Source organism: Massilia sp. YIM B02769 (genome assembly GCF_030411995.1).
Classification (GTDB): domain Bacteria; phylum Pseudomonadota; class Gammaproteobacteria; order Burkholderiales; family Burkholderiaceae_D; genus Telluria.
Genome location: NZ_JASNRC010000001.1, coordinates 311,983 through 337,094, shown reverse-complemented (window position 1 = coordinate 337,094; position 25,112 = coordinate 311,983). Strand labels below are relative to the sequence as shown.

At 64.8% G+C, this 25,112-nt stretch carries 22 protein-coding genes; 1 reads left to right on the top strand and 21 read right to left on the bottom strand.

From position 1 onward, the window contains the following. Positions 1-4: 4 nt before the first annotated feature. The 21 genes from QPK31_RS01580 to QPK31_RS01480 all read right to left on the bottom strand — a co-directional run bounded on the left by QPK31_RS01580 (position 5) and on the right by QPK31_RS01480 (position 23,824). Complete coding sequence (locus QPK31_RS01580) at positions 5-7,720, bottom strand: YDG domain-containing protein (protein WP_290421186.1); 7,716 nt, start codon at positions 7,718-7,720, stop codon at positions 5-7. Positions 7,721-7,774: 54 nt separating this feature from the next. Continuing rightward, positions 7,775-8,170 (bottom strand): hypothetical protein, encoded by a 396-nt coding sequence (locus QPK31_RS01575; protein ID WP_290421185.1) that lies wholly within the window; start codon positions 8,168-8,170, stop codon positions 7,775-7,777. 13 nt (positions 8,171-8,183) lie between these two features. Continuing rightward, a complete protein-coding gene (locus QPK31_RS01570) occupies positions 8,184-8,666 on the bottom strand; it encodes a GNAT family N-acetyltransferase (RefSeq protein WP_290421184.1) in 483 nt (160 codons plus the stop codon). After that, complete coding sequence (locus QPK31_RS01565; protein WP_290421183.1) at positions 8,666-9,196, bottom strand: phage tail protein; 531 nt, start codon at positions 9,194-9,196, stop codon at positions 8,666-8,668. Before QPK31_RS01565 ends, QPK31_RS01570 begins: the two co-directional genes overlap by 1 nt. 10 nt (positions 9,197-9,206) lie before the next feature. Then, on the bottom strand, positions 9,207-9,728 hold the full coding sequence (locus tag QPK31_RS01560; RefSeq protein ID WP_290421182.1) for a phage tail protein: 522 nt from the start codon (positions 9,726-9,728) through the stop codon (positions 9,207-9,209). A 14-nt stretch (positions 9,729-9,742) separates the two neighbouring features. Beyond that, positions 9,743-10,252, bottom strand: a complete 510-nt coding sequence (locus QPK31_RS01555; protein ID WP_290421181.1) for a phage tail protein — start codon at positions 10,250-10,252, stop codon at positions 9,743-9,745. A 45-nt stretch (positions 10,253-10,297) separates the two neighbouring features. Beyond that, positions 10,298-10,591, bottom strand: a complete 294-nt coding sequence (locus QPK31_RS01550) for a hypothetical protein (protein ID WP_290421180.1) — start codon at positions 10,589-10,591, stop codon at positions 10,298-10,300. 279 nt (positions 10,592-10,870) lie between these two features. Continuing rightward, a complete protein-coding gene (locus tag QPK31_RS01545; protein ID WP_290421179.1) occupies positions 10,871-11,293 on the bottom strand; it encodes a F0F1 ATP synthase subunit epsilon in 423 nt (140 codons plus the stop codon). A 27-nt stretch (positions 11,294-11,320) separates the two neighbouring features. Next, on the bottom strand, positions 11,321-12,724 hold the full coding sequence (atpD, locus tag QPK31_RS01540; RefSeq protein ID WP_290421178.1) for a F0F1 ATP synthase subunit beta: 1,404 nt from the start codon (positions 12,722-12,724) through the stop codon (positions 11,321-11,323). A gap of 33 nt (positions 12,725-12,757) precedes the next feature. After that, positions 12,758-13,633 carry a F0F1 ATP synthase subunit gamma gene (gene atpG / locus QPK31_RS01535; protein ID WP_290421177.1) on the bottom strand — a complete coding sequence of 292 codons (876 nt, stop codon included), beginning with the start codon at positions 13,631-13,633 and terminating at the stop codon, positions 12,758-12,760. A 65-nt stretch (positions 13,634-13,698) separates the two neighbouring features. Beyond that, the gene (gene atpA, locus QPK31_RS01530) at positions 13,699-15,240 is read right to left on the bottom strand and encodes a F0F1 ATP synthase subunit alpha (RefSeq protein WP_290421176.1); all 1,542 of its coding nucleotides are present in this window, start codon (positions 15,238-15,240) and stop codon (positions 13,699-13,701) included. Between the two features lie 75 nt (positions 15,241-15,315). Beyond that, on the bottom strand, positions 15,316-15,849 hold the full coding sequence (locus QPK31_RS01525) for a F0F1 ATP synthase subunit delta (RefSeq protein ID WP_290421175.1): 534 nt from the start codon (positions 15,847-15,849) through the stop codon (positions 15,316-15,318). A 2-nt stretch (positions 15,850-15,851) separates the two neighbouring features. Next, positions 15,852-16,322, bottom strand: coding sequence for a F0F1 ATP synthase subunit B (locus tag QPK31_RS01520; RefSeq protein ID WP_290421174.1), 471 nt, complete (start codon positions 16,320-16,322; stop codon positions 15,852-15,854). A 73-nt stretch (positions 16,323-16,395) separates the two neighbouring features. Next, positions 16,396-16,641, bottom strand: coding sequence for a F0F1 ATP synthase subunit C (gene atpE / locus QPK31_RS01515; RefSeq protein ID WP_036253157.1), 246 nt, complete (start codon positions 16,639-16,641; stop codon positions 16,396-16,398). An 86-nt stretch (positions 16,642-16,727) separates the two neighbouring features. Continuing rightward, the gene (gene atpB / locus QPK31_RS01510) at positions 16,728-17,567 is read right to left on the bottom strand and encodes a F0F1 ATP synthase subunit A (RefSeq protein WP_290421173.1); all 840 of its coding nucleotides are present in this window, start codon (positions 17,565-17,567) and stop codon (positions 16,728-16,730) included. Positions 17,568-17,569: 2 nt separating this feature from the next. After that, entirely contained in the window at positions 17,570-17,908 is a 339-nt protein-coding gene (locus QPK31_RS01505; protein ID WP_290421172.1) for an ATP synthase subunit I, read from the bottom strand. 543 nt (positions 17,909-18,451) lie between these two features. Beyond that, complete coding sequence (locus QPK31_RS01500) at positions 18,452-19,321, bottom strand: ParB/RepB/Spo0J family partition protein (RefSeq protein ID WP_290421171.1); 870 nt, start codon at positions 19,319-19,321, stop codon at positions 18,452-18,454. Between the two features lie 19 nt (positions 19,322-19,340). Then, a complete protein-coding gene (locus QPK31_RS01495; RefSeq protein WP_290421170.1) occupies positions 19,341-20,111 on the bottom strand; it encodes a ParA family protein in 771 nt (256 codons plus the stop codon). 97 nt (positions 20,112-20,208) lie between these two features. Continuing rightward, the gene (gene rsmG / locus QPK31_RS01490) at positions 20,209-20,865 is read right to left on the bottom strand and encodes a 16S rRNA (guanine(527)-N(7))-methyltransferase RsmG (RefSeq protein WP_290421169.1); all 657 of its coding nucleotides are present in this window, start codon (positions 20,863-20,865) and stop codon (positions 20,209-20,211) included. Then, complete coding sequence (gene mnmG, locus QPK31_RS01485; protein ID WP_290421168.1) at positions 20,862-22,802, bottom strand: tRNA uridine-5-carboxymethylaminomethyl(34) synthesis enzyme MnmG; 1,941 nt, start codon at positions 22,800-22,802, stop codon at positions 20,862-20,864. Before mnmG ends, rsmG begins: the two co-directional genes overlap by 4 nt. A gap of 251 nt (positions 22,803-23,053) precedes the next feature. Beyond that, a complete protein-coding gene (locus QPK31_RS01480; protein ID WP_290421167.1) occupies positions 23,054-23,824 on the bottom strand; it encodes a TSUP family transporter in 771 nt (256 codons plus the stop codon). A 128-nt stretch (positions 23,825-23,952) separates the two neighbouring features. Here QPK31_RS01480 and QPK31_RS01475 point away from each other — a divergent pair, with 128 nt between their 5' ends. Then, entirely contained in the window at positions 23,953-25,110 is a 1,158-nt protein-coding gene (locus tag QPK31_RS01475) for an iron-containing alcohol dehydrogenase (RefSeq protein ID WP_290421166.1), read from the top strand. The last annotated feature ends 2 nt before the right edge of the window (positions 25,111-25,112 follow it).

The window sequence follows — 25,112 nt, the reverse complement described above, 5'->3', positions numbered from 1 at the left end:
GTGTTCATTGCGCGGTGCGCACGCCGCCGTTACGGGTAAAGACTTCGGTGCCGCCGGACAGGGTCACGGAGGTGGCGCCGACGCGCGGGACGCTGGCCGGGGCCGGCGCGGCTGGGGCATTCACCGCTTCCACGCGCGGCAGCTCGCGCTGCTCCTGCCTGGCGACATTGGCGCCGCCCGCCACTTCCACCGGCAGCGCCGGTGCGATGGCCGAGCGGATCGCGCGGATCAGTTCCGGCGCGGCGCCGGTCACGTCCAGCACGCCGTCGAGATAGGCCAGCTTGTAGTTCTGCAGGGTGGCCGGCGAGCTGACGGTGATCGCATAGCTGCCCGGCGCCGACTGCAGGTTGGCCTCGGTGGCGGTGGTGAACTGCGGCAGGATCGCCGGCGAGTCGCCCGCCATCAGGCCGCTGACGCTGTAGCCGAAGGCCGGGTTGGGCAGGCCGGCCGAGCGCTTGGCGTCGTTCGCCTTCACGGTCAGGGTCGCCTGGGTCACCACGCCGTCCGTTGCGCTGGTGCTGTTCGCCAGCGCATAGTTCGAAGCCAGGCCGTTCGCGCCATCGGCGATCGCGTAGCCGCTGGCGGTGACCGTCTTGCCGCTGCCGGTGTTGCGGTTGTCGAACTGGCCGGTGGCCGGGCCGCTCAGCTGCAGGCTTTCGCCGGCCACCAGGCCGTCCAGGGCGCCGATGCTGGCCAGGCTGGCCGTGGTGGTGCCGTCGTAGACCTTGGCGTTGGCGTGCATGCCGACCACCGCCAGGGCCTTCGGCGTGATGCTGGCGTTGCCGCTGACGGAAGCCGGCAGCACGTAGTTGGACAGCAGGGTGCCGTCGGCGGCGCTTACCGCGCCTGCCGGCAGCAGGGCCTGCACGCCGTTTGCCTGCAGCACGTTGGCGCTGCCGAAATGGGCGTCCAGCGCGCCGACCGCCGCGCCCTCGCCCGCCGCGAAGCCGTTCAGTGCCGTTTGACCGGCCGCCAGCACGATACCGGTATTGCCGTCGTAAACCTTGCCGACGCTGCCGTTCAGGCTTGCCACCAGGGCCTTCGGCGTGATCGCCGCGCTGGTGTGCAGCGTGCCGCCGGCCAGCGCATAGTTGCCGGCATCCTGGCCCGACAACGACAGGTTGCCCACCGTGACGGCCTTGGCGCCGCCGGCGTTCTTGTCGGCGAAGCTGGCGTCGCGCGCGATGGCGAACCGGTCGCCGGCCAGGCGGTCGTCGTCCAGGGTCACGCTGGCGAGCAGGCCACCGTCGTAGACCTTGTCGACGCCGCTGGCGTTCACGTGCAGGGTGCGCTGGGCGATGTCGGCGCTGGCGCCGGTGCTGGTCGAAGCCAGCACGTAGTTATGGGCGTCCTGGCCCTCGACTACGATACCGTCCACCAGGATCGCCTTGGCGGTGCCGGCGTTCTTGTCGAGGAAGGCGGCGCCGCCCTTGCTGACGCTCAGCAGGTCGCCGCCGACGCGGTCGTCGCCCAGCGTCACGCTGGCCGCGGTGCCGCCGTCGTAGACCTTGCCGATGCCGGTGGCGCTGACGTGCAGGGTGCGTGGCGTGATCGAGGCGGTGGTGGAACCGACCGTCGCGTTCAGCTCATAATTCCCGGCATCCTGGCCGGCCAGGCTCAGGCCCGACACGGTGACCAGCTTGGCATGGCCGACGTCCTTGTCGCCGAAGCTTGCGCCAAGGGCAGTCAGCGCCAACTGGTCGCCGGTCACGCGGTCGTCGTCCAGGCCGAACTGCACCGCCGTGGTGCCATCGTAAACCTTGTCGAGCGCATTCGCGCTGGCGTGCAGGGTGCGCTTGGCGATGTTCGCGCTGGCGCCGGCCGTGGCCGATGCCAGCGTATAGTTGGCGGAATCAAGGCCGTCGAGCGCCAGGCCGCTGACAGTGATCGCCTTGGCGTCGCCGGCATTCTTGTCGGCGAAGGTAGCGCTCGTGGCGCTCACGCTGAGGATATCGCCGGTCACGCGGTTGTCGCCCAGTGTCACGCTGGCGAGGTCGTTGCCGTCATAGATCTTGTTGGCGCCGGTGGCGGTGGCGGTCAGCACGCGCTTGGCGATGTTCGCGCTGGTGCTGCCGCTATCCGCCGCCAGCGTGTAGTTGGCGGCGTCGTTGCCGCCCAGCGTAATGCCGGTCACGGTGACGGTCTTGCCGTCGGCGGCCAACTTGTCGCCGAAGCTGGCGCCCGCACTGATGTCCAGCAGGTCGCCTGCCACGCGGTTGTCGTTGAAGGTAACCGTCGCGTTGGCGTTGCCGTCGTAGGTCTTGTTCACGCCGACCGCCGTGGCGTTCAGCACGCGCTTGCCGATGTTGGCGCTGGTGCCGGCGGTATTCGAAGCCAGCGTGTAGTTGGCGCTGTCCTGTCCATCGAGGGCGATACCGGTCACCGCGATCGTCTTGTTGTCGCCAGCCGCCTTGTCGGCGAAGCTGGCGGTACTCGCCGTCACCGCCAGGATATCGCCGCCCACGCGGTCGTCGCCCAGGATCACGTTGGCGGCATTGCTGCCGTCGTAGGTCTTGTCCAGGCCGGTGGCGCCGACGTTCAGCACGCGCTTGGCGATGTTGGCCGTGGTGCTGGCGCTGTTCGAAGCCAGCGTATAGTTGGCGGCGTCGCCGCCGCCTGCCGCGAGACCGGTGACGGTGATGGTCTTGCCGTTGCCGGCATCCTTGGTGGCGAAGCTGGCGCCGGTGTAGCCGAGCGACAGGACGTCACCCGAGACGCGGTTGTCGCTCAGGGCCACGTTCGCGGCGGTGCTGCCGTCGTAGGTCTTGTTGCCGCCGCCGGCGCTCACGGTCAGCACGCGCTTGGCGATATTCGCCGTGGTGCTGGCGTCCGTCGAACCCAGCGTGTAGTTCGCGCTGTCCTGGCCGGCCAGCGCGATGCCCGTCACCGTGACTGTCTTGCCATCGGCGGCCAGCTTGTCGCCGAAGCTGGCCGCCCCGCTGAGCGCCAGCACGTCGCCGCCGACGCGGTTGTCGCCGAAGTTGACCGTCGCATTCGCGTTGCCGTCATAGGTCTTGTCCACGCCGGCCGCCGTGACGTTCAGCGTACGCTTGTGGATGGTGGCGCTGGTGCCGGCGGTGTTCGACGCCAGGAGATAGTTGCCGCTGTCGCGGCCGTCGATGGCGATACCGGCCACCGCGATCGCCTTGTTGTCGCCGGCCGCCTTGTCGGCGAAGCTGGCGCTGCCGGCCGTTACCGACAGCACATCGCCGGAAACGCGGTCGTCGTTCAGGATCACGTTGGCGGCGTTGCTGCCGTCGTAGGTCTTGTCCAGGCCCGTGGCGCTCGCATTCAGCACGCGGCGGTCGATATTGGCCGTGGTGCTGGCGCTGGTGGAGGCCAGCGAGTAGTTGGCGGCGTCATCGCCGCCGACAGCGATGCCGGTGACGGTCACGGTCTTGCCGTTTGCCGCGTCCTTGGTGGCGAAGCTGGCGCTGCCGGCGCTCAGCGCCAGCACGTCGCCCGACAGGCGGTCGTCGTCCAGCACCACGTTGGCGGCGGTGCTGCCGTCGTAAGTCTTGTTCAGGCCGATGGCGCTGGCGTTCAGTACGCGCTTGAAGATGCTGGCGCTGGTGCTGCCGGTGTTCGAAGCCAGCACGTAGTTGCCGGCATCGGTGCCGCTCAGGCCCATGCCGGTGACGCTGACCGTCTTGCCGTCGGCCGCCATCTTGTCGCTGAAGCGGGCGGTGCCGCTGATCGCCAGGCTGTCGCCGCCGATGCGGTCGTCGCCATACGTCACGCTGGCAATGTTGTTGCCGTCGTAGGTCTTGTTCACGCCGCTGACGGTGGCGGTCAGCAGGCGCGGATTGATGGTCAGGTTGGCGCCGATGAAGTTGATCGTGTAGCCCAGGCTGTTGTCCAGGGTGCCGGCATTGATGGCATAGGTGCCGGCGTCCTTGCGCAAGCCGGTCACGCCGAGCGAGCCGGTCAGCACCGTGCCGTTGTCGCCGTCGATGAAACCGACCGGGCTATAGCCCATTGCCGGCAGCGCGGCGCTGCCGTTGTAGGTCTTGCTGGCCGAGGCCGCGGTCACGGTCAGGACCGGCGCGATCGAATACAGGAACCAGTTGCCGCCGGCGGCATAGCCCGGCGCCGAGCCGATGTAGGTCTGGTTGTAATGCTTGTTGTAGCCGCTCAGGCCCTCGGTGGTGGCATTCGGGTTGTTCGAGTACACCAGGTAGCGGCCGGTGCCCGGGTTGATGCCGGTGGCGCCCGCGCTGTTGGTGAAGGTGCCGTTGCTGGCCACGACCTCGATCAGGCCGCTGCCGGTGCCGGTGATGGCGCCGGTGGCGCCGATGACGACGTTGCTGTTGGCGCTGGTGCCGAGGTTCCGGATGCTGGCGCTGCCGGCCGCCACGTTGCCGTTGATGCTGATCGCGCCGCTGCCGAAATTGGTCTTGCCGGCGCCGTTCGCGATCGTCATGCGCACCTGGCCGCTGCCGGCATTGATGCTGGTGCCGGCGGCGACCGTGATGGCGGCGTTGCCGCTGTCGCGGTAGGCATTGACCACGCCGTTGGCGGCCGTTTCGTTGGCGACCAGGGTCAGGTTGGCATTGCCGGTGTTGATACTCGAATCCAGGGTGATGCTGCGCCCGGCCTGCAGGGTCAGGTTACCGTTGCCGCTGCCGTCGCTCATCGCGATGGCGTTGCCGGCGGCCAGGGTGATGTCGTTGTTGGCCTGCAGGGTGATCGAGGTGCCGCTATCGAGGGCCGCATTCAGCATGGCGGTGGTCACGGTGACGCTGGCGCCGGGAGTCTTGCCGAAGCCGACGTTGGCCATGTTCAGCTTGAAGGCGCGCACGGTGCCGTAGCCGCCGTTGTCGCTCAGGTTGCCGTCGCTGAACGGCGAGCCGACGACCAGGCGGTCGCCGGCGCCGTTCAGGGCGACGGCATAACCGAAGGATTCGCCGGTTTCCAGGCCGGGCGCGGCGCCGGGGCCATCGGTATTGCCGCTACCGAGCACCGCGCTGACGTAGGGCGAACCGAACTGATTGTCGGCGAAATCGATGATGCGCACGCTGCCGGTGTCGCCGCTGCCCGTCGCGCCCACCGCGAGGCGGGTGCCTGCGCTGTTCAGGGCGACTGCCGCGAAGCCTTCGCCGGGAGCCAGCGCCACGTCCAGGTCCTTGCCCTTGCCGATCGTGGCGACGCGGTTGGTCGCGCCATAGGCATCGGTGAACAGGTAGACCGCGCCGCTGCCGTCATCGACGCCATAAGCGCCGACGGCCAGCTTGTCGCCGGCGCCGTCGAAGGCGACCGAGGTGCCGAACTGGGCGTCCAGCGGCAACGCGATATTGGCGCCGTAACCGGCGCCGATCGCCTTCACGAAGGTCGGGCTGGAAATGGCGTTGTTGTACAGGTAGACCGCGCCGCAGGCGCCGCAGGCGCCGTTGCCGGTGTCGCCCAGGGCGCCGACGGCGAGCCGGTCGCCGGCCGCGTTCAGGGCGACCGCCGAGCCGAAGGCGCCGGCATTCTGCAGGTTGGCGCTGCCGTAGTCGACGCCGATGGTATGGGTCAGCGTGGGCGTGGAAAACGCCGTGTCGGCAAAGCTGAACAGGCGCACCGCCCCGCTGCCGTCGAGTGGCGCGCCCACCGCCAGGCGGGTCGCGTCCGCGTTCAGCGCCACGGCGCTGCCGAACTCGGCGCCGTCCGGCAATGCCACATCGAGGTTCTTGCCGCCGATGTAGCCGGCGCCGATCGTGCCCTGCAGCGTGGCGCCGCTGAAGTTGGCGCCGCTGAAGCTGAACAGGTGGACCGCGCCACTGTTGGTCGCGGTGCCGGCGGCGCCATCGTCATAGTGCGCACCGACCGCCATGCGGTCGCCGGCGGCGTTCAGCGCCACGGCAGTGCCGAAACCGTCCTCCACGTCCAGGTTGCCCGGGTCGCTGCCCATGCCCCCGGCATAGCCTTTGCCCATGACCGCCTGGTAGGTCCAGTCACCGGTGGCCGGGCCGCTGCCGCCGATGGTGATGTTCTTCGGGTCGAGCAGCAGCTGGCCGCCGCTGCCCAGGGCGATCTTGTCCAGGCCCACGTGGCGCAGTTCGTCCTTCGACGAGATCTCCACCGTGCCGGCGGCGCCCGCGCCGCGCGCGTCGATGCTGCCCAGCATGGTGGTCTGCTTGTCGGACCAGACCACGGCAGTGCCGCCCTGGCCAGCGCGGCCGGTGGCGTCGACGCGGATCGCCGTGTTGTCGCCCACAAAGGTGCTGGCTGCGTTCGCGATCGGCGCGGTCTGGCCCCAGCGCGTAACGAAGCGCGCCAGGTCGGGCGCGTCGGCGCGCACGGCGCCGCCCTGGAAAGCGCCGCCGATGCGCACCAGGCCGCCCTGGGTATTGCCGCTGGCGTCTAGCTGTGCGCCGAGCAGGCGCACGTCGGCGCCGGAGACGTCGATGCGGCCGCCCTTCCCTTGCGCCGAGCTGGCGCTGTAGCTGGCCGAGGACAGCACGCCGCCAGCGCCGCTGACGGCGATGCTGCCGCCCGCGCTCAGGCCGTTCGCATTCGCTGCGGCGCTGCTGCTTTCGATGACGCTGCCGCCGCTGCGGTAGCTGATGTCGCCGCCGGCGCCGTTGCGGCCGGCCGCACTCGTCGCCGCCGCCGCCGACAGGCGGGTTCCCGCCGTCACCGCGACACTGCCGCCGCGCACGCCGTTCGCATCGATGGCGCCGTCCAGCGCCACGAAGTCGCCTTCGATGGCGACCTGGCCACCCTGGCCCTGGCTGCTCGACACGTCCAGCGTGCCGGCGCGCAGGTCGCCGTCGCCGGCCATGCGGATGCTGCCGCCGTCGGCCACCAGGCCGCGCGCCTGTACGATGCCGGTGTTGTTCACGGTGGCGCGCGCCAGCGCATCGGCGCCCTTTGCGTTCAGTTCCACGCGGCCGCCGTCGGCCTGCAGCAGGCCGCTGTTGTCGGCAATCGCCTGCAGCGCGCCACGGTCCACGCGCAGGGTGATCAAGCCGTCGCCACGCAGGTCGACGCCGATCTGCTCGCCGGCGCCGAGCGCCACGCTGCCCTTGCCGGCAATGATGCTGCCGGCATTGCTCACGTCCGGCCCCAGCAGGGCCACGTAGCCGCCGTTCGAGGTGCGGATCACGCCTTCGTTGCGCACCGCGCCGGCTTCCGACGAACCACTGAAGGTGTAGCGGCCAGCGAGGAAGTCGCCGTCCGGCAGCGCCAGGCTCGAGGCGACCAGGCCGCCGACGTCGACGCGGGCGCTGGCGCCGAACATCACGCCGCTGCCGTTCACCAGGAATACCTTGCCGTTCGATTGCAGCTGGCCATAGATGCGCGAAGGGTCGTTGCCGAGCACCCGGTTCAGGGCCACCGACCCGCTGCCGGGCTGCACGAAGCGCACGCCGGCGTTGGCGCCGATGTCGAAGCTCTGCCAGTTCAGGATCGCCTTGTCGCTCCCTTGGTGCACCGTCATCTGGCTGCCGTTCGCCGTGACGCTGGCCTGGCCCGCCGCCACTTGCGGACCGGTCGGGAGGGCGTTGGCCGCCGGCGCGGCCGGCAGCGCCCTGGGCGCCGGCGCGGCGATGCCGGCCGGTCCGGGAGACGCGGCCAGGGCCGCACCCGACACCATGCCGCCGACCAGCAGCGCGGTCAGCTTGCGCGAGGCGCTCTTGCCGCGCCCGCGCGCGCCTTCGGCGACGGCGACCCAGCAGGAATGGACATGGCTCCAGACGAGCCGGTAGTAACGGTTGGTGGAAGCATGTTTATGCATGGCGGGATCCGGGGGCAGGCAAAAGAAGGGCCGCGCGCGCGGCCATCGGGTTGGTCAGGTCAGGAGGGTGAAGTCGGAGCGGAAGCTGGCGCCGTTGGCGTCCACGCCTGCCGGCGTCAGGTGCAGGGCGAAGCGGCCGATGGCCGGGTGGTCCATGTCGTAGATGCCGTCGACGACGAGCGGCTTGCCCGCTGCGCGGAACACGAGCGAGAACTGGTCAAGGTGCGGGTCGAGACGTGCCGGCGCCAGCACGGCGGCCAGGGTCACGGCCATGGCGCCCGACTCCGGGTGGTTCAGCCAGAAGGACTGGCCGACCAGCGTGTCGGCGCGGGCGCGGCTCCATGCGAAGGCATCGGCGCCGTCGGCAGCGGTGGCGAGCACAGCATGCAGGCCCAGCCCGCCCATTGCCAGCGTGGCGCTGGCGGATTTCAGGAAGATTCGTCGTTTCATCGTAGGTGCGGGATCAAGCGGTGGAGGGAGCTCGCCACTCCATTGCCTGGTGCAGGCCCTGGAGTGCGGTATTCGTAAAGCCCAGGCGCGCATACAGCGCGTGGGCGCGGTTGTTCAGCGCGACCTGGAGCGTGAGGCGGTGTCCTTCGCGGGCAGCCTCTTCCTGCAGGGCGCGCAGCAAAGCGGCGCCGATGCCCTGGCCGCGCCAGGGCGCCAGCAGGGCGATGTCGAGCACATGGATGGCGTCGGCATGCCTGGCTACGTAGAGCCGGCCGATCGCTTCACCGGCGCGCTCGACGATGTCGAAGCGGACCTGCGGGTAATACGCGCGGTAATGCCGCTGCTGGGCGTCGAACTGCATGCGCAGGAAAGCGTCGGCGCCGGCGGCATCCCAGCCCGCCAGCGCGATCTCGTGCGTGCGCGTCCCGGCATACACGCGGCGCAGGAAGGCCTCGTCGTCCGTTTCGCTGGCGCGCAGCCGCAGTTCGGCGTGCATCAGTGACGCGGCGGGAAGACGCCCTGCAACGCGATGCAGAAGTTCAGCGTCAGGTAGGGCTGCATGTTGTTGTGCGGGAGGCTGGACCCGGCCGGCGCCAGCGCCTGCAGCGAGGCGGGCGCGCTGCTGTCGCCCGGCGTGTACACCTGGGCCGTGGCGGTGCGCGCCAGGGCGAGCGAAGCGTCCGGGGTGGCCGCGGTGGCGGCGCCGCCCGAATGCATCAGCTGGTGGGTGTGGACCGGGATCTCGCTGGCGAGCAGGCTGACGGCGGCTTCGCCGCCCATCTCGCCCAGTTCGCGTGTCGACAGGCCATTGCCGCCGCCGGAGTAGCCGGCCTGCAGCGGCGCGCGGCCTTGCAGGTTGGGCAGGGCGAAGGTGGTCTTGCCGTCGCCGCCATAGGTGGTGCCCAGGATCGAGAAAAGCGCCGTGTTCTGCGAGATCGGCAGCAGCTGGCCATTGCAATGGGCCCAGCCGCGCGCGGCGAAGTTGGTGGCGAAGATGCGGATCTCGCCCACGAATTGATCGCTCATTGCTGTGTCCTCAGGTTTGCGACGGGAAGATGCCGTACAGCGAAATGATGAAGTTCACGCCCAGGTAGGGCGCCATGTTGGTGTGCGGCTGGCTGCCGCCGGCGCTGCCGATGGCATTCGCCGTCATCGCGCCGGGCGTGCCCATGGGGCCGTAGATGCTGGTGGCGGCGACGCTGGCCGGCACGCCGTTGGCGGCGGTGGCGCTGCTCGAGGCCGGGTTGCGCGAGGCCATGACGCCGTGCGTGTGCAGCGGCACCTGGTTCATCGACAGCGTGACTTCTTCGACGCCGCCGCTTTCGCCCAGCATGCGCTGGCTCAGGCCGGACCCGGCGCTGTTCCCGCTGTGCACCGGCACGCGGCTGGTCAGGTCGGGCAGATTGAAGGTTTCCTGGCCATCGCCACCATAAGTGGTGCCGATCAGCTGGTACAAGGTCTCGTTTTCCGAGATGGGTAGGACCTGGCCCCGGCAGAATTCCCAGCCGGCTGGAGGAAAGTTTCCCGCGAAGATACGGATTTCACCGACATAAGGCATCGATAGACTCCAGGTTAGTTTTGAGAAGGGAAAATGCCGGTCAGGGCGATCACGAAATTCAGCGCGAGGAAGGGCTGCATGTTGTCGTGTGGCTGGTTGCCGCCGGCCGAGGTGACGCTGGCCGGGTGCAGGCTGGTCAGGTTGCCGGCCGGAGCGTACACGTCGCGTCCCAGGCGGCCCTTCTTGCCGAGCAGGGCGCCGGCCGGACTGGCCGAGGTGGCCAGCCCGGTATTCGCTTCCAGCACGTGGGTGTGCTGGGGCATTTCCGCCTGCGTCAGGGTGTGCGCCTGTTCGCCGCCGGCCTGGCCCAGCGTGAAGCCGTTGCCGAAGTGGACAGGCATGCGGCTGCGCAGGTCGGGCAGTGCGAAGGTGGTCTGGCCGTTGCCGCCATAGGTGGTGCCGAGCAGGGCGAACAAGGCCTGGTTCTGGTTGATGGGCAGTTGCTGCCCATTGCAGAAGGCCCAGCCTTTGGGCGGGAAGTTGAACGAGATCGCACGGATCTCGCCGAGATAAGCGTCTGACATGAGGCTCCTTGCGGGTGAGGACCGGGGTCCCGGCCGTGATCGGTATCAGTTGAAGATGGCCTGGTATTGCACGCCGCCGGCGTCGCGGCCGACGGGCACCAGGAAGATGGCCAGCGTGCCAAGGACGGCATGGTCGAGCGTATAAGTGCCTTGCTCCAGCTGCACGGCGGCGGAGCTGCGGAAGCCCAGGGAAAAGCGATGTTCGTCCGGCGCGGCGCCGGCCAGGGGAAGCGCTTCGTACAGCGTCAGTGCAACGCCGTCGAGTCCGCTAACGGCGAAGACAGAATTGCACACGGCGGCAAAGGCTGGCAACGTGAGCTGGGGAGAGGGAATGGACATGGGTGCCTTTGATTTTTATCGTTATGCACCAGATTGTACGTACTCCATTCCTCTGGAGAAATCATATTGTTCTATATCAATACTTAATTTGTTACGTTACAACACTTTATTACCTGTCGTGCTATCAAAAATGGCAAGACGACCTGCTGTTCCATATTGTTGAGACAACATCTGGTTTGACATGAAGTCAGGCTGGGTGCGCATGCAAGCCGCATGCGTGCACCAAAAAAAAAGGCAGAGCCGAAGCCCTGCCTTTCTGTCTGCCACCACCGGAAGGGCTTAACGGCCCTTCGAGCGCAGCTTGTGGATCGCCGCCAGCTGCGCGATCGCCGCGGCGAGTTCCGCCTGGGCTTTCGCGTAGTCGATCGTCGAATCCTGGTTCTGCATCAGTTCTTCCGCCTGGCGCTTGGCTTCCTGGGCTTTCGCTTCATCCAGGTCGCCGCCGCGGATCGCGGTGTCGGCCAGCACGGTCACGCCGTTCGGCTGCACCTCGAGGATGCCGCCGGCGACGAAGACGAACTCTTCATTGCCCGCGGTCGTCTGGATGCGCACGGCGCCCGGACGGATCCGCGTGATCAGCGGGGTGTGCTTCGGGTAGATACCCAGCTCGCCCGCTTCACCCGGCAACGCGACGAAAGTCGCTTCGCCGGAGAAGATCTGCTCTTCGGCCGAGACCACGTCAACGTGAAAAATGTTTGCCATGTGTGTCCTTCAGGTTGAAGAAACCGATTAGGAAGCCAGTTTCTTGGCTTTTTCGATTGCTTCTTCGATGGTGCCGACCATGTAGAACGCCTGCTCCGGCATGTGGTCCAGTTCGCCCGATGCGATCATCTTGAAGCCCTTGATCGTGTCTTTCAGCGAAACGTACTTGCCCGGTGCGCCGGTGAACACTTCAGCGACGTGGAAAGGCTGCGACAGGAAACGCTGCATCTTACGCGCGCGTGCCACGGTCAGCTTGTCTTCCGGCGCCAGTTCGTCCATGCCCAGAATCGCGATGATGTCGCGCAGTTCCTTGTAACGCTGCAGGGTGCCCTGGACAGCGCGCGCGGTTTCGTAGTGTTCCTGGCCGACGACCAGCGGGTCCAGCTGGCGCGAGGTCGAGTCCAGTGGATCGACCGCAGGGTAGATACCCAGCGAGGCGATGTCACGCGACAGAACGACGGTCGAGTCCAGGTGGGCGAAGGTGGTTGCCGGCGACGGGTCGGTCAAGTCATCCGCAGGAACGTAGACGGCCTGGATCGAGGTGATCGAACCGGTCTTGGTCGAGGTGATGCGCTCTTGCAGACGGCCCATTTCTTCGGCCAGGGTAGGCTGGTAGCCCACCGCCGACGGCATACGGCCCAGCAGTGCCGACACTTCGGTACCGGCCAGGGTGTAGCGGTAGATGTTGTCGACGAAGAACAGCACGTCCTTGCCTTCGTCACGGAAGGCTTCGGCCATGGTCAGGCCGGTCAGCGCGACGCGCAGACGGTTGCCTGGTGGTTCGTTCATCTGGCCGTAGACCATCGCGACCTTCGAGTTGGTCGGGTTTTCCAGGTCGACGACCTTGGCATCGGCCATTTCGTGGTAGAAGTCGTTACCTTCGCGGGTACGCTCGCCCACGCCGGCGAACACGGACAGACCCGAGTGTGCCTTGGCGATGTTGTTGATCAGTTCCATCATGTTGACGGTCTTGCCGACGCCGGCGCCGCCGAACAGGCCGACCTTACCGCCCTTGGCGAACGGGCAGACCAGGTCGATGACCTTGATGCCGGTTTCCAGCAGGTCGGTCGATGGCGACAGTTCGTCGTACACCGGGGCCGAGCGGTGGATCGAGGCGGTGCGCTCGCTGCTCACAGGACCGCATTCGTCGATCGGGTTGCCCAGCACGTCCATGATGCGGCCCAGGGTGGCCACGCCAACCGGAACCATGATCGGGTTGCCGGTGTTCTGGATGGTCATGCCGCGACGCAGGCCTTCCGAAGAGCCCAGCGCAATGGTACGGACGATGCCGTCACCCAGCTGCTGCTGCACTTCCAGGGTCAGTGCGGAGCCTTCCATTTTCAGTGCGTCGTAGACCTTCGGCATGGCGTTACGCGGGAATTCCACGTCGACCACTGCGCCGATACACTGAACGATTTTGCCATCAGCCATGTTCGTTCCTTCAGATATAGTTAAATTCGTGTTTTAGACCGCTGCCGCGCCGGCGACGATCTCGGAGAGTTCTTTGGTAATCGCTGCCTGGCGGGTCTTGTTGTAGACCAGCTTCAGATCGCTGATGACGCTGCCTGCGTTGTCGCTCGCGGCCTTCATCGCGACCATGCGTGCCGATTGCTCGGACGCCAGGTTTTCGGCGACAGCCTGGTACACCAGGGCCTCGACGTAACGCACCAGCAGTTCGTCGATCACGACTTGCGCTTCAGGCTCGTAGATGTAATCCCACGAGATGCCGCCCTTTTCCTGTTCCAGGTGCTTGGCCGGCAGCGGGAGCAGCTGCTCGACGACCGGTTCCTGCTTCATCGTGTTGATGAACTTGGTGTAGCACAGGTAAACCGCGTCCAGCTGGCCGTCCTGGTATGCGTCGAGCATGACCTTGATCGGGCCGATCAGCTTTTCCAGGTGCGGCGTATCGCCGATCTGGGTGGCGTGCGACACGACCTTGGCGCCGATGCGGTTCAGGAAGCCCAGGCCCTTGTTGCCGATGGCAACCGCCTCGATGCGGTTGCCCGCCGCTTCCAGTTCGCGCGACTTCTGCGTCACCTGGCGCAGGATGTTGGTGTTCATGCCGCCGCACAGACCCTTGTCGGTCGTGACGACGATGAAGCCGACAGCTTTTGCCTGCACGTGCTTGGCTTGCGCCATGAACACGTGGGTGTACTCCGGATTTGCGCCGGCCAGATTGGCGGTGATATTCCGAACTTTCTCACTGTAGGGACGGGCGGCGCGCATACGGTCCTGCGCCTTGCGCATTTTCGATGCGGCGACCATTTCCATCGCCTTGGTGATCTTCTTCGTATTCTCTACGCTCTTGATCTTGCCACGAATCTCTTTGCCTACTGCCATGAGTCCTTACTCCTTCCGGTCACCGGCAGCGCTTTCAGCAAGCGCTGCCGGATCCTTCATTTCAATTAGAATGCGCCGGACTTTTTGAAATCAGCAATGGCGGCCGCGAGTGCTGCGTCGGCGTCCTTGTCCAGTTGCTTGGTTTCTTCGATCTTCGACAGGAGCGCCGGCTGCTTGGTCTTCAGGTAGCCATGCAGGCCGCTCTCGAATGCCAGCACTTGCTTGACTTCGATGTCGTCGAAATAGCCCTTGTTGACGGCGTACAGCGAAGCGGCCATCAGCGACACCGGCAGCGGCGAGAACTGCGGCTGCTTCAGCAGTTCGGTCACGCGTGCACCGCGGTCCAGCTGCTTGCGGGTCGATTCGTCCAGGTCCGATGCGAACTGCGCGAACGCAGCCAGTTCACGGTACTGGGCCAGGTCGGTACGGATACCGCCCGACAGGTTCTTGATGACCTTGGTCTGGGCTGCGCCACCGACGCGCGAGACCGAGATACCGGCGTTGATCGCAGGACGGATACCGGCGTTGAACAGCGAGGTCTCCAGGAAGATCTGGCCGTCGGTAATCGAAATCACGTTGGTCGGCACGAAGGCCGAGACGTCGCCCGCCTGGGTTTCGATGATCGGCAGTGCGGTCAGCGAGCCGGTCTTGCCGGTCACGGCGCCGTCGGTAAACTTCTCGACGTAGTCGGCGTTCACGCGTGCTGCGCGCTCGAGCAGACGGCTGTGCAGGTAGAACACGTCGCCTGGGTAAGCTTCGCGGCCTGGTGGGCGGCGCAGCAGCAGCGAGATCTGGCGGTAGGCAACAGCCTGCTTCGACAGGTCGTCGTACACGATCAGCGCGTCTTCGCCGCGGTCGCGGAAGTATTCTCCCATCGCGCAGCCCGAGTAGGCCGAGATGTACTGCATGGCGGCCGATTCCGACGCCGATGCTGCGACAACAATGGTGTACTCCATCGCGCCGTGCTGTTCCAGCGAACGCACGATGTTCTTGATGGTCGAAGCCTTCTGGCCGATTGCGACGTACACGCAGGTTACGCCCTGGCCCTTCTGGTTGATGATCGCGTCGACTGCGACAGCCGATTTACCGGTCTGGCGGTCGCCGATGATCAGCTCGCGTTGGCCGCGGCCGATCGGCACCATCGCGTCGATCGACTTGATGCCGGTCTGCATAGGCTGCGACACGGATTCGCGGGCGATGACGCCTGGCGCGATCTTTTCGATCGGGGCGGTCAGCTTGGCGTCGATCGGGCCCTTGCCGTCGATCGGCTGGCCCAGAGCGTTGACCACGCGGCCACGCAGTTCAGGACCGATCGGCACTTCCAGGATGCGGCCGGTGGTCTTGACGGTGTCGCCTTCCGAGATGTGCTCGTACGAGCCCAGGATGACCGAGCCGACCGAGTCGCGCTCGAGGTTCATCGCCAGACCGAAGGTGTTGCCCGGGAATTCCAGCATCTCGCCCTGCATCACGTCCGACAGACCATGGATGCGGCAGATACCGTCGGCGACGGAGATCACCGTGCCTTGATTGCGAACGTCAGCCGAACCTTCGAGGCCCTGGATCCGGCTCTTGATCAGTTCGCTGATTTCAGATGAATTAAGTTGCATGAGTGCTAACTCCTAATAGTTTCTTGATGCGTAGGGCAAGGGCGAGAGGCGCCGGAGAATCGTGCGATGGGTCGCTTACGACACCAGCGCAACATGCATCTGTTGCAGCTTGGCGCGTACCGAGGTATCGAGCACTTCATCACCAACCACCACGCGCACACCACCGATCAGCGACGGATCGACGGTCACCGTTGGGTTGAGCTTGCGGCCGAATTTCTTTTCCAGCGTACCGACCAGCTGCGCGGTTTGCGCGTCGGTCAGGTCAAAGGCGCTGAAGATGGTCGCGTCGGCAGCACCTGCCTGCGCGTTCTTCAGTTCCTGGAACTGCGCGCCGATCTGCGGCAGCAGGCTGATGCGGCCGTTTTCGGCCAGCATCGCCAGGAAGTTCGACGCCTCCGGGGTCACCGGCGACTTCACCAGCGAGGTCAGCGTAGCGACCAGGTCGGTTGCGGTCAGTTTCGGATTGGCGGCAAACGCCTGCACATCAGGGTTGGCGCCGACTTGTGCCAGTTCGGACACGAGTTCGGACCAGGCTGCCATGTTGCCCGATTGGGCAACGCGGAACAGCGCTTCGGCGTAGGGACGGGCGACGGTTGCGAGTTCAGCCATGATTACAGCTCGGCCGACAGTTGCGACAGCAGGGCGGCGTGCGCTTCTGCGTTCACTTCGCGCTTCAGGATCTGCTCGGCGCCTTGCACTGCCAGAGCGGCCACCTGGCCACGCAGTTCTTCGCGCACGCGCGTTACTTGCTGCTCGGCGTCGGCCTTGGCGTTGGCGACGATACGGGCGGCTTCTTCAGCGGCGGTCTTCTTGGCTTCGTCGATGATCAGCGCGGCGCGCTTTTCGGCGTCGGCGATGCGCTTCTGGCCTTCGTCACGGGCGCCGGCCAGTTCGGCCTGCACACGCTTTTCGGCGGCGGCCAGGTCGGCCTTGCCGCGGTCTGCAGCAGCCAGACCATTCGCGATCCTCTCGGCGCGCTCGTCGAGCGCTTTCATCAGTGGCGGCCACACGAATTTCATCGTGAAGAGTGCCAGGACGAGGAAGACGGCGAGCTGTGCAAACAGAGTTGCGTTAAGATCCACGGTTTTTCCCTTCTCACAAAAACGGATGCCGAACCGCGATGGTTCGGCCCTTCAAATCCAGACTGCCCGGCGCTTAGGTCGGGGTGAATGGGTTTGCGAATGCGAACAGCATGGCGATACCAACGCCGATCAGGAATGCCGCGTCGATCAGGCCAGCCAGCAGGAACATCTTGGTCTGCAGGGTGTTCATCAGTTCTGGCTGACGTGCCGAAGCTTCGAGGTATTTACCGCCCATGATAGCGATACCGATACATGCGCCGATAGCGCCGAGGCCGATGATCAAACCGCAAGCCAGTGCAACAAAAGAAACGTCAGTCATGATTACTCCAAAAAGTTAATTTAAAAACAGATTAAAAACTACAACTTCGTTACAACCACTATCTAGTTCGATGCTTGCGGCGCCGATCAGTGGCCTTCGTGGGCCTGACCGAGGTACACCAGCGTCAGCATCATGAAGATGAATGCCTGCAGGAACACGATCAGGATGTGGAAGATCGCCCAGATCGAGCCTGCGATTACGTGGCCGACGAAACCGAAGACGGTGGCGGTCGAACCAAGCAAAGCGATCAATAGGAACAGCAGCTCGCCGGCGAACATGTTGCCGAACAGTCGCATACCGAGCGACACCATTTTTGCTGCGTATTCGATGATGTTCAGCAGCAGGTTGAACGGCGCCATGTAGATGCCGAACGGTGCTGCGAACAGTTCGTGGAGCCAGCCGCCGAAACCCTTGATCTTGATGCCGTAGTACAGCATCAGGATCAGCACGCCCAGCGAAATGCCGATGGTGCCGTTCAGGTCGGCGGTCGGGACCACGCGGTGGTAAGGGAACAGGTGCTCGACGCCGAAATACTTGAAGGCTTCGGAGAACATGTCGACCGGCAGGAAGTCCAGCGAGTTCATCAGGGCGACCCAGACGAACACGGTAAGGGCGGCCGGCGCGATGAAGCTGCGGTCGCCGTGGACGATGGTCTTCGACTGGTTTTCCACCATCTCGACCAGCATCTCGACGGCAGCCTGGAAGCGGCCCGGTACGCCGGCGGTCGCTTTACGCGCCGCCATCCACATGACCAGGCAGCCGATCACGCCCATGGCGATCGACCAGAACAGGGTGTCGTAATGGAGCACGCTGAAGTCGACCGGACCCTGCTGGTGGGTGTTCGACAGGTGGGCCAAGTGGTGTCGGATGTATTCCGACGCGGTTGGCGCAGCGTGGTGCGCGCCTTCTACGGTTGTCGTCGCCATTTTCAGTGCCTAAATAATAAGAATATGTAACTTTTCAGCGCCACGATGAACCCGGCGAGGAGCGCCAGCCAGTTCAGGTCACGGTACAGCCACGCAGTTGCCGCCAGTAGGGCAAGCGTTAAAGCAATTTTTATAAATTCCCAGATGAAAAACGTGAACGGGTTGGTCCCGCCCGGCTGGTGTGCGGCGGCGAACAAGCGCAGCGCCATGATGCCGTTGGGTAAGACGCAACAAATACCGCCCAGTACCGCCGAAAACATCGCAGGCCATCCCCCCAGCAGTGCGGCGATGAGGCCGGCGACAGCTGTTGCGATCAATTGCAGGGAGACCAGGCGCAACATTTTTTTTCTTCTGCCTTGGCCGTTTGAACCGAGTTACGGTGTGGTAATTACATGAATCAGCGGGATTATAAGTTCGTTAGTGCATTTGAGTCAAACGATTCCGGCTGTGCGGTGGTAGTGCGCAAGGGCTTGAAATGTCACATAAATCTTGATAGATCGGCAGGTTTTACGTGCAGTTCGCGGGGCGGAATACGTATGCGGAAAGGGTGCTGCGGAGGGGGATTTACCCGGGGAGAATGGGGTGTTGCAGAGGTTTGGAAGTCGGATGCGGAGGCGGCCTGTGAACCTGGCGCGTAGGGTGGACGGCTTGGCCGTCCACGCGTTCAACTATTGTTGGGTAGATGCGACAGTTGTTTAGGCACCGCACGTAGGATACCGTAGGGTGGGCGCACCGTGCCCACGCGAACGCTCGCGTGAAGTTGCCGCGGAGTTAAGCCAACCATGTTCACAGTTCACGCGTGGGCACAGGGCGCCCACCCTACCCGCTCCACGTCGCTAACTCCGAGCATGTAGCAGTCGGTATTACCAGCCAACCGTTTCGGTTTAGGCACGCAGTCGGGCAAGGACACCTTCGAGCACATCCAGGTTCGAGAAGTCGATGATCATCTGCCCCTTCCCCTTCGGCCCCATCTTGAACATGACCGGCGTCGCCAGCTTGTCGGACAGTTCCTCTTCCAGCCGCACGATGTCGCCCGACTTTTCCTTCTGGCGCGCGGCGGCGGCCGGGGCGTTCTGCTCCTCGATCGCACGCGCCACCAGCTTCTCGGTCTCGCGCACCGACAGGCGCTTGGCCACCACCTGCGTGGCCAGGGCGATCTGGCTGGCGTTATCCACAGACAGCAGCGCACGTGCATGGCCCATGTCGATATCGCCTGCCATCAGCATGGTCTGCACCGGTCCGGCCAGGTTCACCAGGCGCAGCAGGTTCGACACCGCGCTGCGCGAGCGGCCGACCGCGCCCGCCGCCTGTTCATGGGTGAAATCGAAATCCGAGATCAATCGTGCGATGCCCTGCGCTTCTTCGAGCGGGTTCAGGTCTTCGCGCTGCATGTTCTCGATCAGGGCCATCGCGGCGGCGGCCTGGTCGTCGACTTCGCGCACCAGCACCGGGATCTCGTCCAGCCCGGCCAGCTGCGCCGCGCGGAAGCGGCGTTCGCCGGCGATGATCTCGTAGCGCCCGCCCTCGACCGGACGCACCAATACCGGCTGCATCACGCCCTGGGTCTTGATCGAGGCGGCCAGCTCCTGCAAGGCCCCCTCGTCCATCCGGGTACGCGGCTGGTATTTGCCCGCCTGCAGCTGCGAGATGGCGAGGGTCGATGGTGCGTGGGCCGGCGCCGGCACCGCGTCCAGGTCGCCGCCCAACAATGCATCAAGACCGCGGCCGAGGCCTTTGAATTTCTTGGTAGCCATTTGTAATGATCTCCGCTGGTTACATCGTCTTGATGCGCTCGACCATTTCGGCCCCGAACGCGATATACGCCTGCGCCCCTTTGGACGAAGGATCGAAGGTCACGCCCGGGATGCCGTACGACGGCGCTTCGGCCAGGCGCACGTTGCGCGGGATGATGGTCTTGAAGACCTTGCCGCCGAAGTGCTGCTCCAGTTGCGCCGAGACTTGCTGCGACAGGGTCATGCGCGGATCGAACATCACGCGCAGGAGGCCGATGATCTTCAGGTCGGTGTTCAGGTTGGCGTGCACCTTCTTGATGGTGTTCACCAGATCCGACAAGCCTTCCAGTGCGTAGTACTCGCACTGCATCGGGATGATCACGCCATGCGCGGCGCACAGGCCGTTCAGGGTCAGCATCGACAGCGCCGGCGGGCAATCGACCAGGATGAAGTCGTAGTCCGCATCCACCTTGGCCAGCGCGTTCTTCAGGCGGCGCTCGCGGTTGTCGAGTTCCACCATCTCCACTTCGGCGCCGGCCAGGTCGCGGTTCGCCGGCAGCACATCGAAGCGCCCTGCTTCCGAGCGCACGCGCGCTTCAGTCACTTCCGCCTCGCCCAGCAGCACGTGGTAGGTGGACGCTTCCAGCGTGGCCTTGTTGATCCCCGCTCCCATGGTGGCATTGCCCTGGGGGTCGAGGTCGACCAGCAGCACGCGCTGTTCGAGCTTGGCCAGGCCTGCCGCCAGGTTGACGCTGGTGGTCGTCTTGCCGACGCCACCCTTCTGGTTTGCTACGCAAAATATCTTTGCCATCTATTTCATCCGGTCCTACTTTAATCGATACATATCGTTCATTCCGTTTAAACCGTATAAACGATTTATTCTGTTTAAACGATATATACCGTTTACGTTATTGTTTGTTGGAATCTGATTTTTCGATGAAAACCAGGTGCCGTTCCGCTTCCACTTTCGGCACTTTGATCGGCCTCAATTCCGCTACCTTCCATTCGCTCGGCAGCCGCTCCTGTTCGTCTGGCGGGGCCGTGCCTTTCAAGGCGATGAATTTGCCGCCCTCTTCCAGCAGGTGCCCGGACCAGTTGACGAAATCCGACAGGTCGGCAAAAGCACGCGAAGTGATGACGTCGAAAGGCCCTGCTTTCAGGTCCTGCACCTTCATCGTGTAGACGGTGACGTTTTTCAGGCCCAGTTCCGCCTTTACTTGCGTGAGGAAGGCGGTCTTCTTGTGCACGGTGTCGATCAGGGATACCTGCATGTCCGGGCGTGCAATCGCCAGCACGATGCCCGGTAAACCGCCCCCTGCCCCGACGTCGAGCACGTTTTTCGCGCCCTTGAAGGCGGAAACGGCCGCCAGCGAATCGAGCAGATGGTGGGTCACCATCTGCATCGGGTCGCGCAGCGAGGTCAGGTTGTAGACGCCATTCCACTTCGCCATCAGGGCCAGGTAATCCATGAGTTGCTCGCGCTGGGCGGCCCAGAGCGGCAAATCCATGGCGTCGATGCCGTCGTTCAGCACCGCGGTCAGTTTTTCTCGGTCAAAACCCCTCACTGCGCTGCCTCCTCGGTGGTGCTTGGTGCGCTCGTAAAGCCCTTGGCGCCGCGTTTTTTCAGGTGTACCAGCAGCAGGGAAATCGCCGCCGGCGTCACGCCGGAGATGCGCGAGGCCTGCCCCAGGGTTTCCGGACGCTGTTTATCCAGCTTCTGGCGCACCTCGATCGACAGGGCCGCGATCTCCAGGTAGTCCAGGTTTTCCGGCAATTTCAGGTTCTCGTAGTAGTCGTGACGCTCGACTTCGCGCGCCTGGCGGTCGATGTAGCCCGCGTATTTCAGCTGGATTTCAACCTGTTCCTTGACCGCAGGATCTCCCACGCCAGGGCCGGCGAGCGGCTGTCCTTCCATGCCGTTCATGCTCATCAGGGTGTCGTATTCGACGCCCGGACGGCGCAGCAGATCGGCCAGGTTGTACTCGCGCTCGATCGCCTGCCCCACCACGCGCTCGGACTCGGCGGCGGCCAGGATGCGTGGATTCACCCAGGTCGAACGCAGGCGCTCCAGCTCGCGCGCCACGGATTCGCGCTTGGTCTCGAACGCTTCCCACTGCGCGTCGCCTACCACGCCTAGCTTGCGGCCGATCTCGGTCAGGCGCATGTCGGCATTGTCTTCGCGCAGCGACAGGCGATATTCCGCACGGCTGGTGAACATGCGATAGGGCTCGGCCACACCCTGGGTCGTGAGGTCGTCGACCAGCACGCCGAGGTAGGCTTCCGAGCGGCCCGGGGTCCAGGCCTCTTCGCCCTTGGTTTGCAGCGCGGCGTTCAGGCCGGCGAGCAGGCCCTGGGCTGCGGCTTCCTCGTAGCCGGTGGTGCCGTTGATCTGGCCGGCAAAGAACAGGCCCTTGATGGCGCGGGTTTCGAGCGTCGATTTCAGGCCGCGCGGGTCGAAATAATCGTATTCGATGGCGTAACCCGGTCTCAAGATAAAGGCGTTTTCCATGCCCTTCATCGAGCGCACCAGGGCCAGCTGCACGTCGAATGGCAGGCTGGTCGAGATCCCGTTCGGGTAGAACTCGTTGGTCGTCAAGCCTTCCGGCTCCAGGAAGATCTGGTGCGATTCCTTGGAGGCGAAGCGGTGGATCTTGTCTTCGATCGACGGGCAGTAACGCGGGCCGACGCCTTCGATGACGCCGGTGTACATCGGGCTACGGTCCAGGCCGTTGCGGATGATGTCGTGGGTCTGGGCATTCGTGTGCGTGACCCAGCACGGCACCTGTTTCGGGTGCATGGCGGCGTTGCCCATGTACGAGAACACCGGGACCGGATCGAGGTCGCCCGGCTGCTCGGCCAGCACGGAGAAGTCGATGCTGCGGCCATCGATGCGTGGCGGCGTGCCGGTTTTCAGGCGGCCCTGCGGCAGCTTGAGTTCCTTCAAACGGGCGGACAGGGACAAGGCTGGCGGGTCGCCGGCGCGGCCAGCCGAGTAGTTTTGCAGGCCGACGTGGATCTTCCCGTCCAGGAAAGTACCTGCCGTCAGCACGACAGCACGGGCGCGGAACTGCAGGCCGATCTGGGTCACGGCGCCAACCACGCGGTCGCCCTCCACCATCAGGTCGTCCACAGCCTGCTGGAACAGCCACAGATTCGGCTGGTTTTCCAGGCGCGAACGGATCGCCTGCTTGTACAGGATGCGGTCGGCCTGGGCGCGCGTCGCACGCACAGCCGGGCCTTTCGAGGAGTTCAGGATGCGGAACTGGATGCCGGACTCGTCGGTGGCAATCGCCATCGCGCCGCCCAGGGCGTCGACTTCCTTGACCAGGTGGCCCTTGCCGATGCCGCCGATCGAAGGGTTGCAGGACATCTGACCCAGGGTCTCGATGTTGTGGGTGAGGAGCAGCGTCTTCTGCCCCGTGCGCGCAGACGCAAGCGCAGCCTCGGTACCGGCATGGCCGCCGCCGACGACGATGACGTCGAATTCAGTTGGAAATAGCATGATGAGATAGGTGGAGCGAGAAACTAATCTCGGGTGTCAATGCGGAGTATAGGATCGGATTATAGAAGCATTTCCTTGCTCAGACTCAGCGAGGGCCGAAAACACGACGGTTTTTGTTTCACGTGGAACACAGCTGGACGAAGTGTCATCGTTGTTTCACGTGAAACAAAAAGAAAAACTTCTACGTTCAGCCATGAAAAAAGCCGGGCGAACCCGGCTTTTGTTCCACGTGAAACAACACAGCTCAACGTTTAGCTGAACCATCTGACGATGGCATCGAAGCCTGTCTTGACGATCAAGACCGAGACCACGACGAGGAACAATTTACGTACAAAGGCACTGCCGTGTTGGATCGCTAGCCTGGTACCGACCAGCGAACCGGCGATCTGACACACCGCCATCATCAGACCCAGCTGCCAGATCAGGTGACCGCTGTAACCGAACCACATCAGTGCCGACAGGTTGCAGGCCATGTTGACGATCTTGGCTGCCGCCGACGCACTGAGGAAGTCGAAGCCAAAGAAACGCACGTACAGGAAGATCAGGAAACTGCCGGTGCCGGGACCGAAGAAGCCGTCGTAGAAACCGATGGCGGCGCCCATGCCGATCGCCCACCAGCGTTCCGCCGAACCGCTGTGCACCGGCGCATGCACCGAACCCAGGTCTTTCTTGCGGAAGGTATAGATCGCCACCGCCAGCAGGATCAGCGGCAGCAGGCTGCGCACGAAGTCGCCGGGTACGCGCGTCACGGTCCAGGCGCCGACAAACGACAAGGCGAAAGCCGCCAGGGCCGCCGGCGCCGCCGCGCTCCACGCCACCCGTACACGCTGGGCATATTTCACGGCCGCCGCACCGGTACCGAAGATACTGGCCAGCTTGTTGGTGCCCAGCAGTGTCGCCGGCACTTCCTTGGGCAAGACGGAAAAGATCGCCGGCACCTGGATCAGCCCGCCACCACCGACCACCGCATCCACCAGCCCTGCCAGGAAGGCCGCGCCGCCCAGCCATACGAAGTCAATCATCACTGCTCTCGAAACTTGGAAAAGCGAAATTGTACGCATGTTTGCAGGCGGCTGTGGCCGCTGGCCTACTGCCGCTGCCCGGCCGTTCTGGTGTAAGCTAATCGGACAACAACACCCTGGATGAGACCATGACTGCCTTTGCTTTCAGCACCGTTGCCAACATCGTTTCCGAACCCGGGGCCGCGGCCCGCCTCGGCGAAATCGTCCGCGAGCGCTTTCCCGGTCCGCGCCGCGCACTGGTTGTCACCGACGCAGGCTTCCTGCGCACCGGCTTGGCCGAACTGCCCTGCCTGGATTTGCAGCGCAACGGTTTCAGGGTCAGCGTGTACTCCGGCGTGGTGGCCGACCCGCCGGAAGACGTGGTCATGGACGCCGTGCGCTTTGCCCAGCAACACGATGTCGACCTGGTCGTCGGCCTCGGCGGCGGCAGCTCGATGGACGTCGCGAAACTGATCGCCATCCTCGCGACCGGCGAGCAGCAACTGGCCGACATCTACGGCATCGGCAAGGTCAGCGGCAAACGCCTGCCGCTGGTGCAGGTGCCGACCACCGCCGGCACCGGTTCCGAAGTGACGAACATCGCCATCGTCACCACCGGCGCCACCACCAAGATGGGCGTGGTCGCACCCCAGCTCTATGCCGACCTCGCCATCCTCGATGCGACCCTGACCCTGGGATTGCCGGCCATGGTCACCGCCGCCACCGGCATCGACGCCATGGTCCACGCCATCGAGGCCTATACCAGCAAGCACAAGAAAAACCCGCTGTCCGACACCCTCGCCCGCCAGGCGCTGGACCTGCTGTCGAAGAACCTGATCCCCGCCTGCGAAAACGGCAGCCGGCTCGAAGTACGCCAGGCCATGCTGCTCGGCGCCTGCCTGGCCGGCCAGGCATTTTCGAATGCGCCGGTCGCGGCCGTGCATGCGCTGGCTTATCCGGTGGGCGGCATCTTCCATGTGCCGCACGGTTTGTCGAACTCGCTGGTCTTGCCGCATGTGCTGCGCTTCAATGCGCCCGAGGCGGCGCCGCTGTATGCCGAGCTGGCGGCGATCGCCGTGCCGCAGGCGAGCGGCAGCGCAGAAGCGCGTACCGAAGCCTTGATCGCGGCAATGCAGCAGACGGCCCGCATCACCGGCATCCAGACGACGCTGCAACAGGTAGGGATTGCGGAGAGCGACCTGGACCGTCTGGCGGATGACGCCATGCTCCAGACGCGCTTGCTGGGGAATAATCCGCGCAACCTGACGCGTGCGGATGCGCGGGCGATCTACGCCGCCGCGCTGTAAAA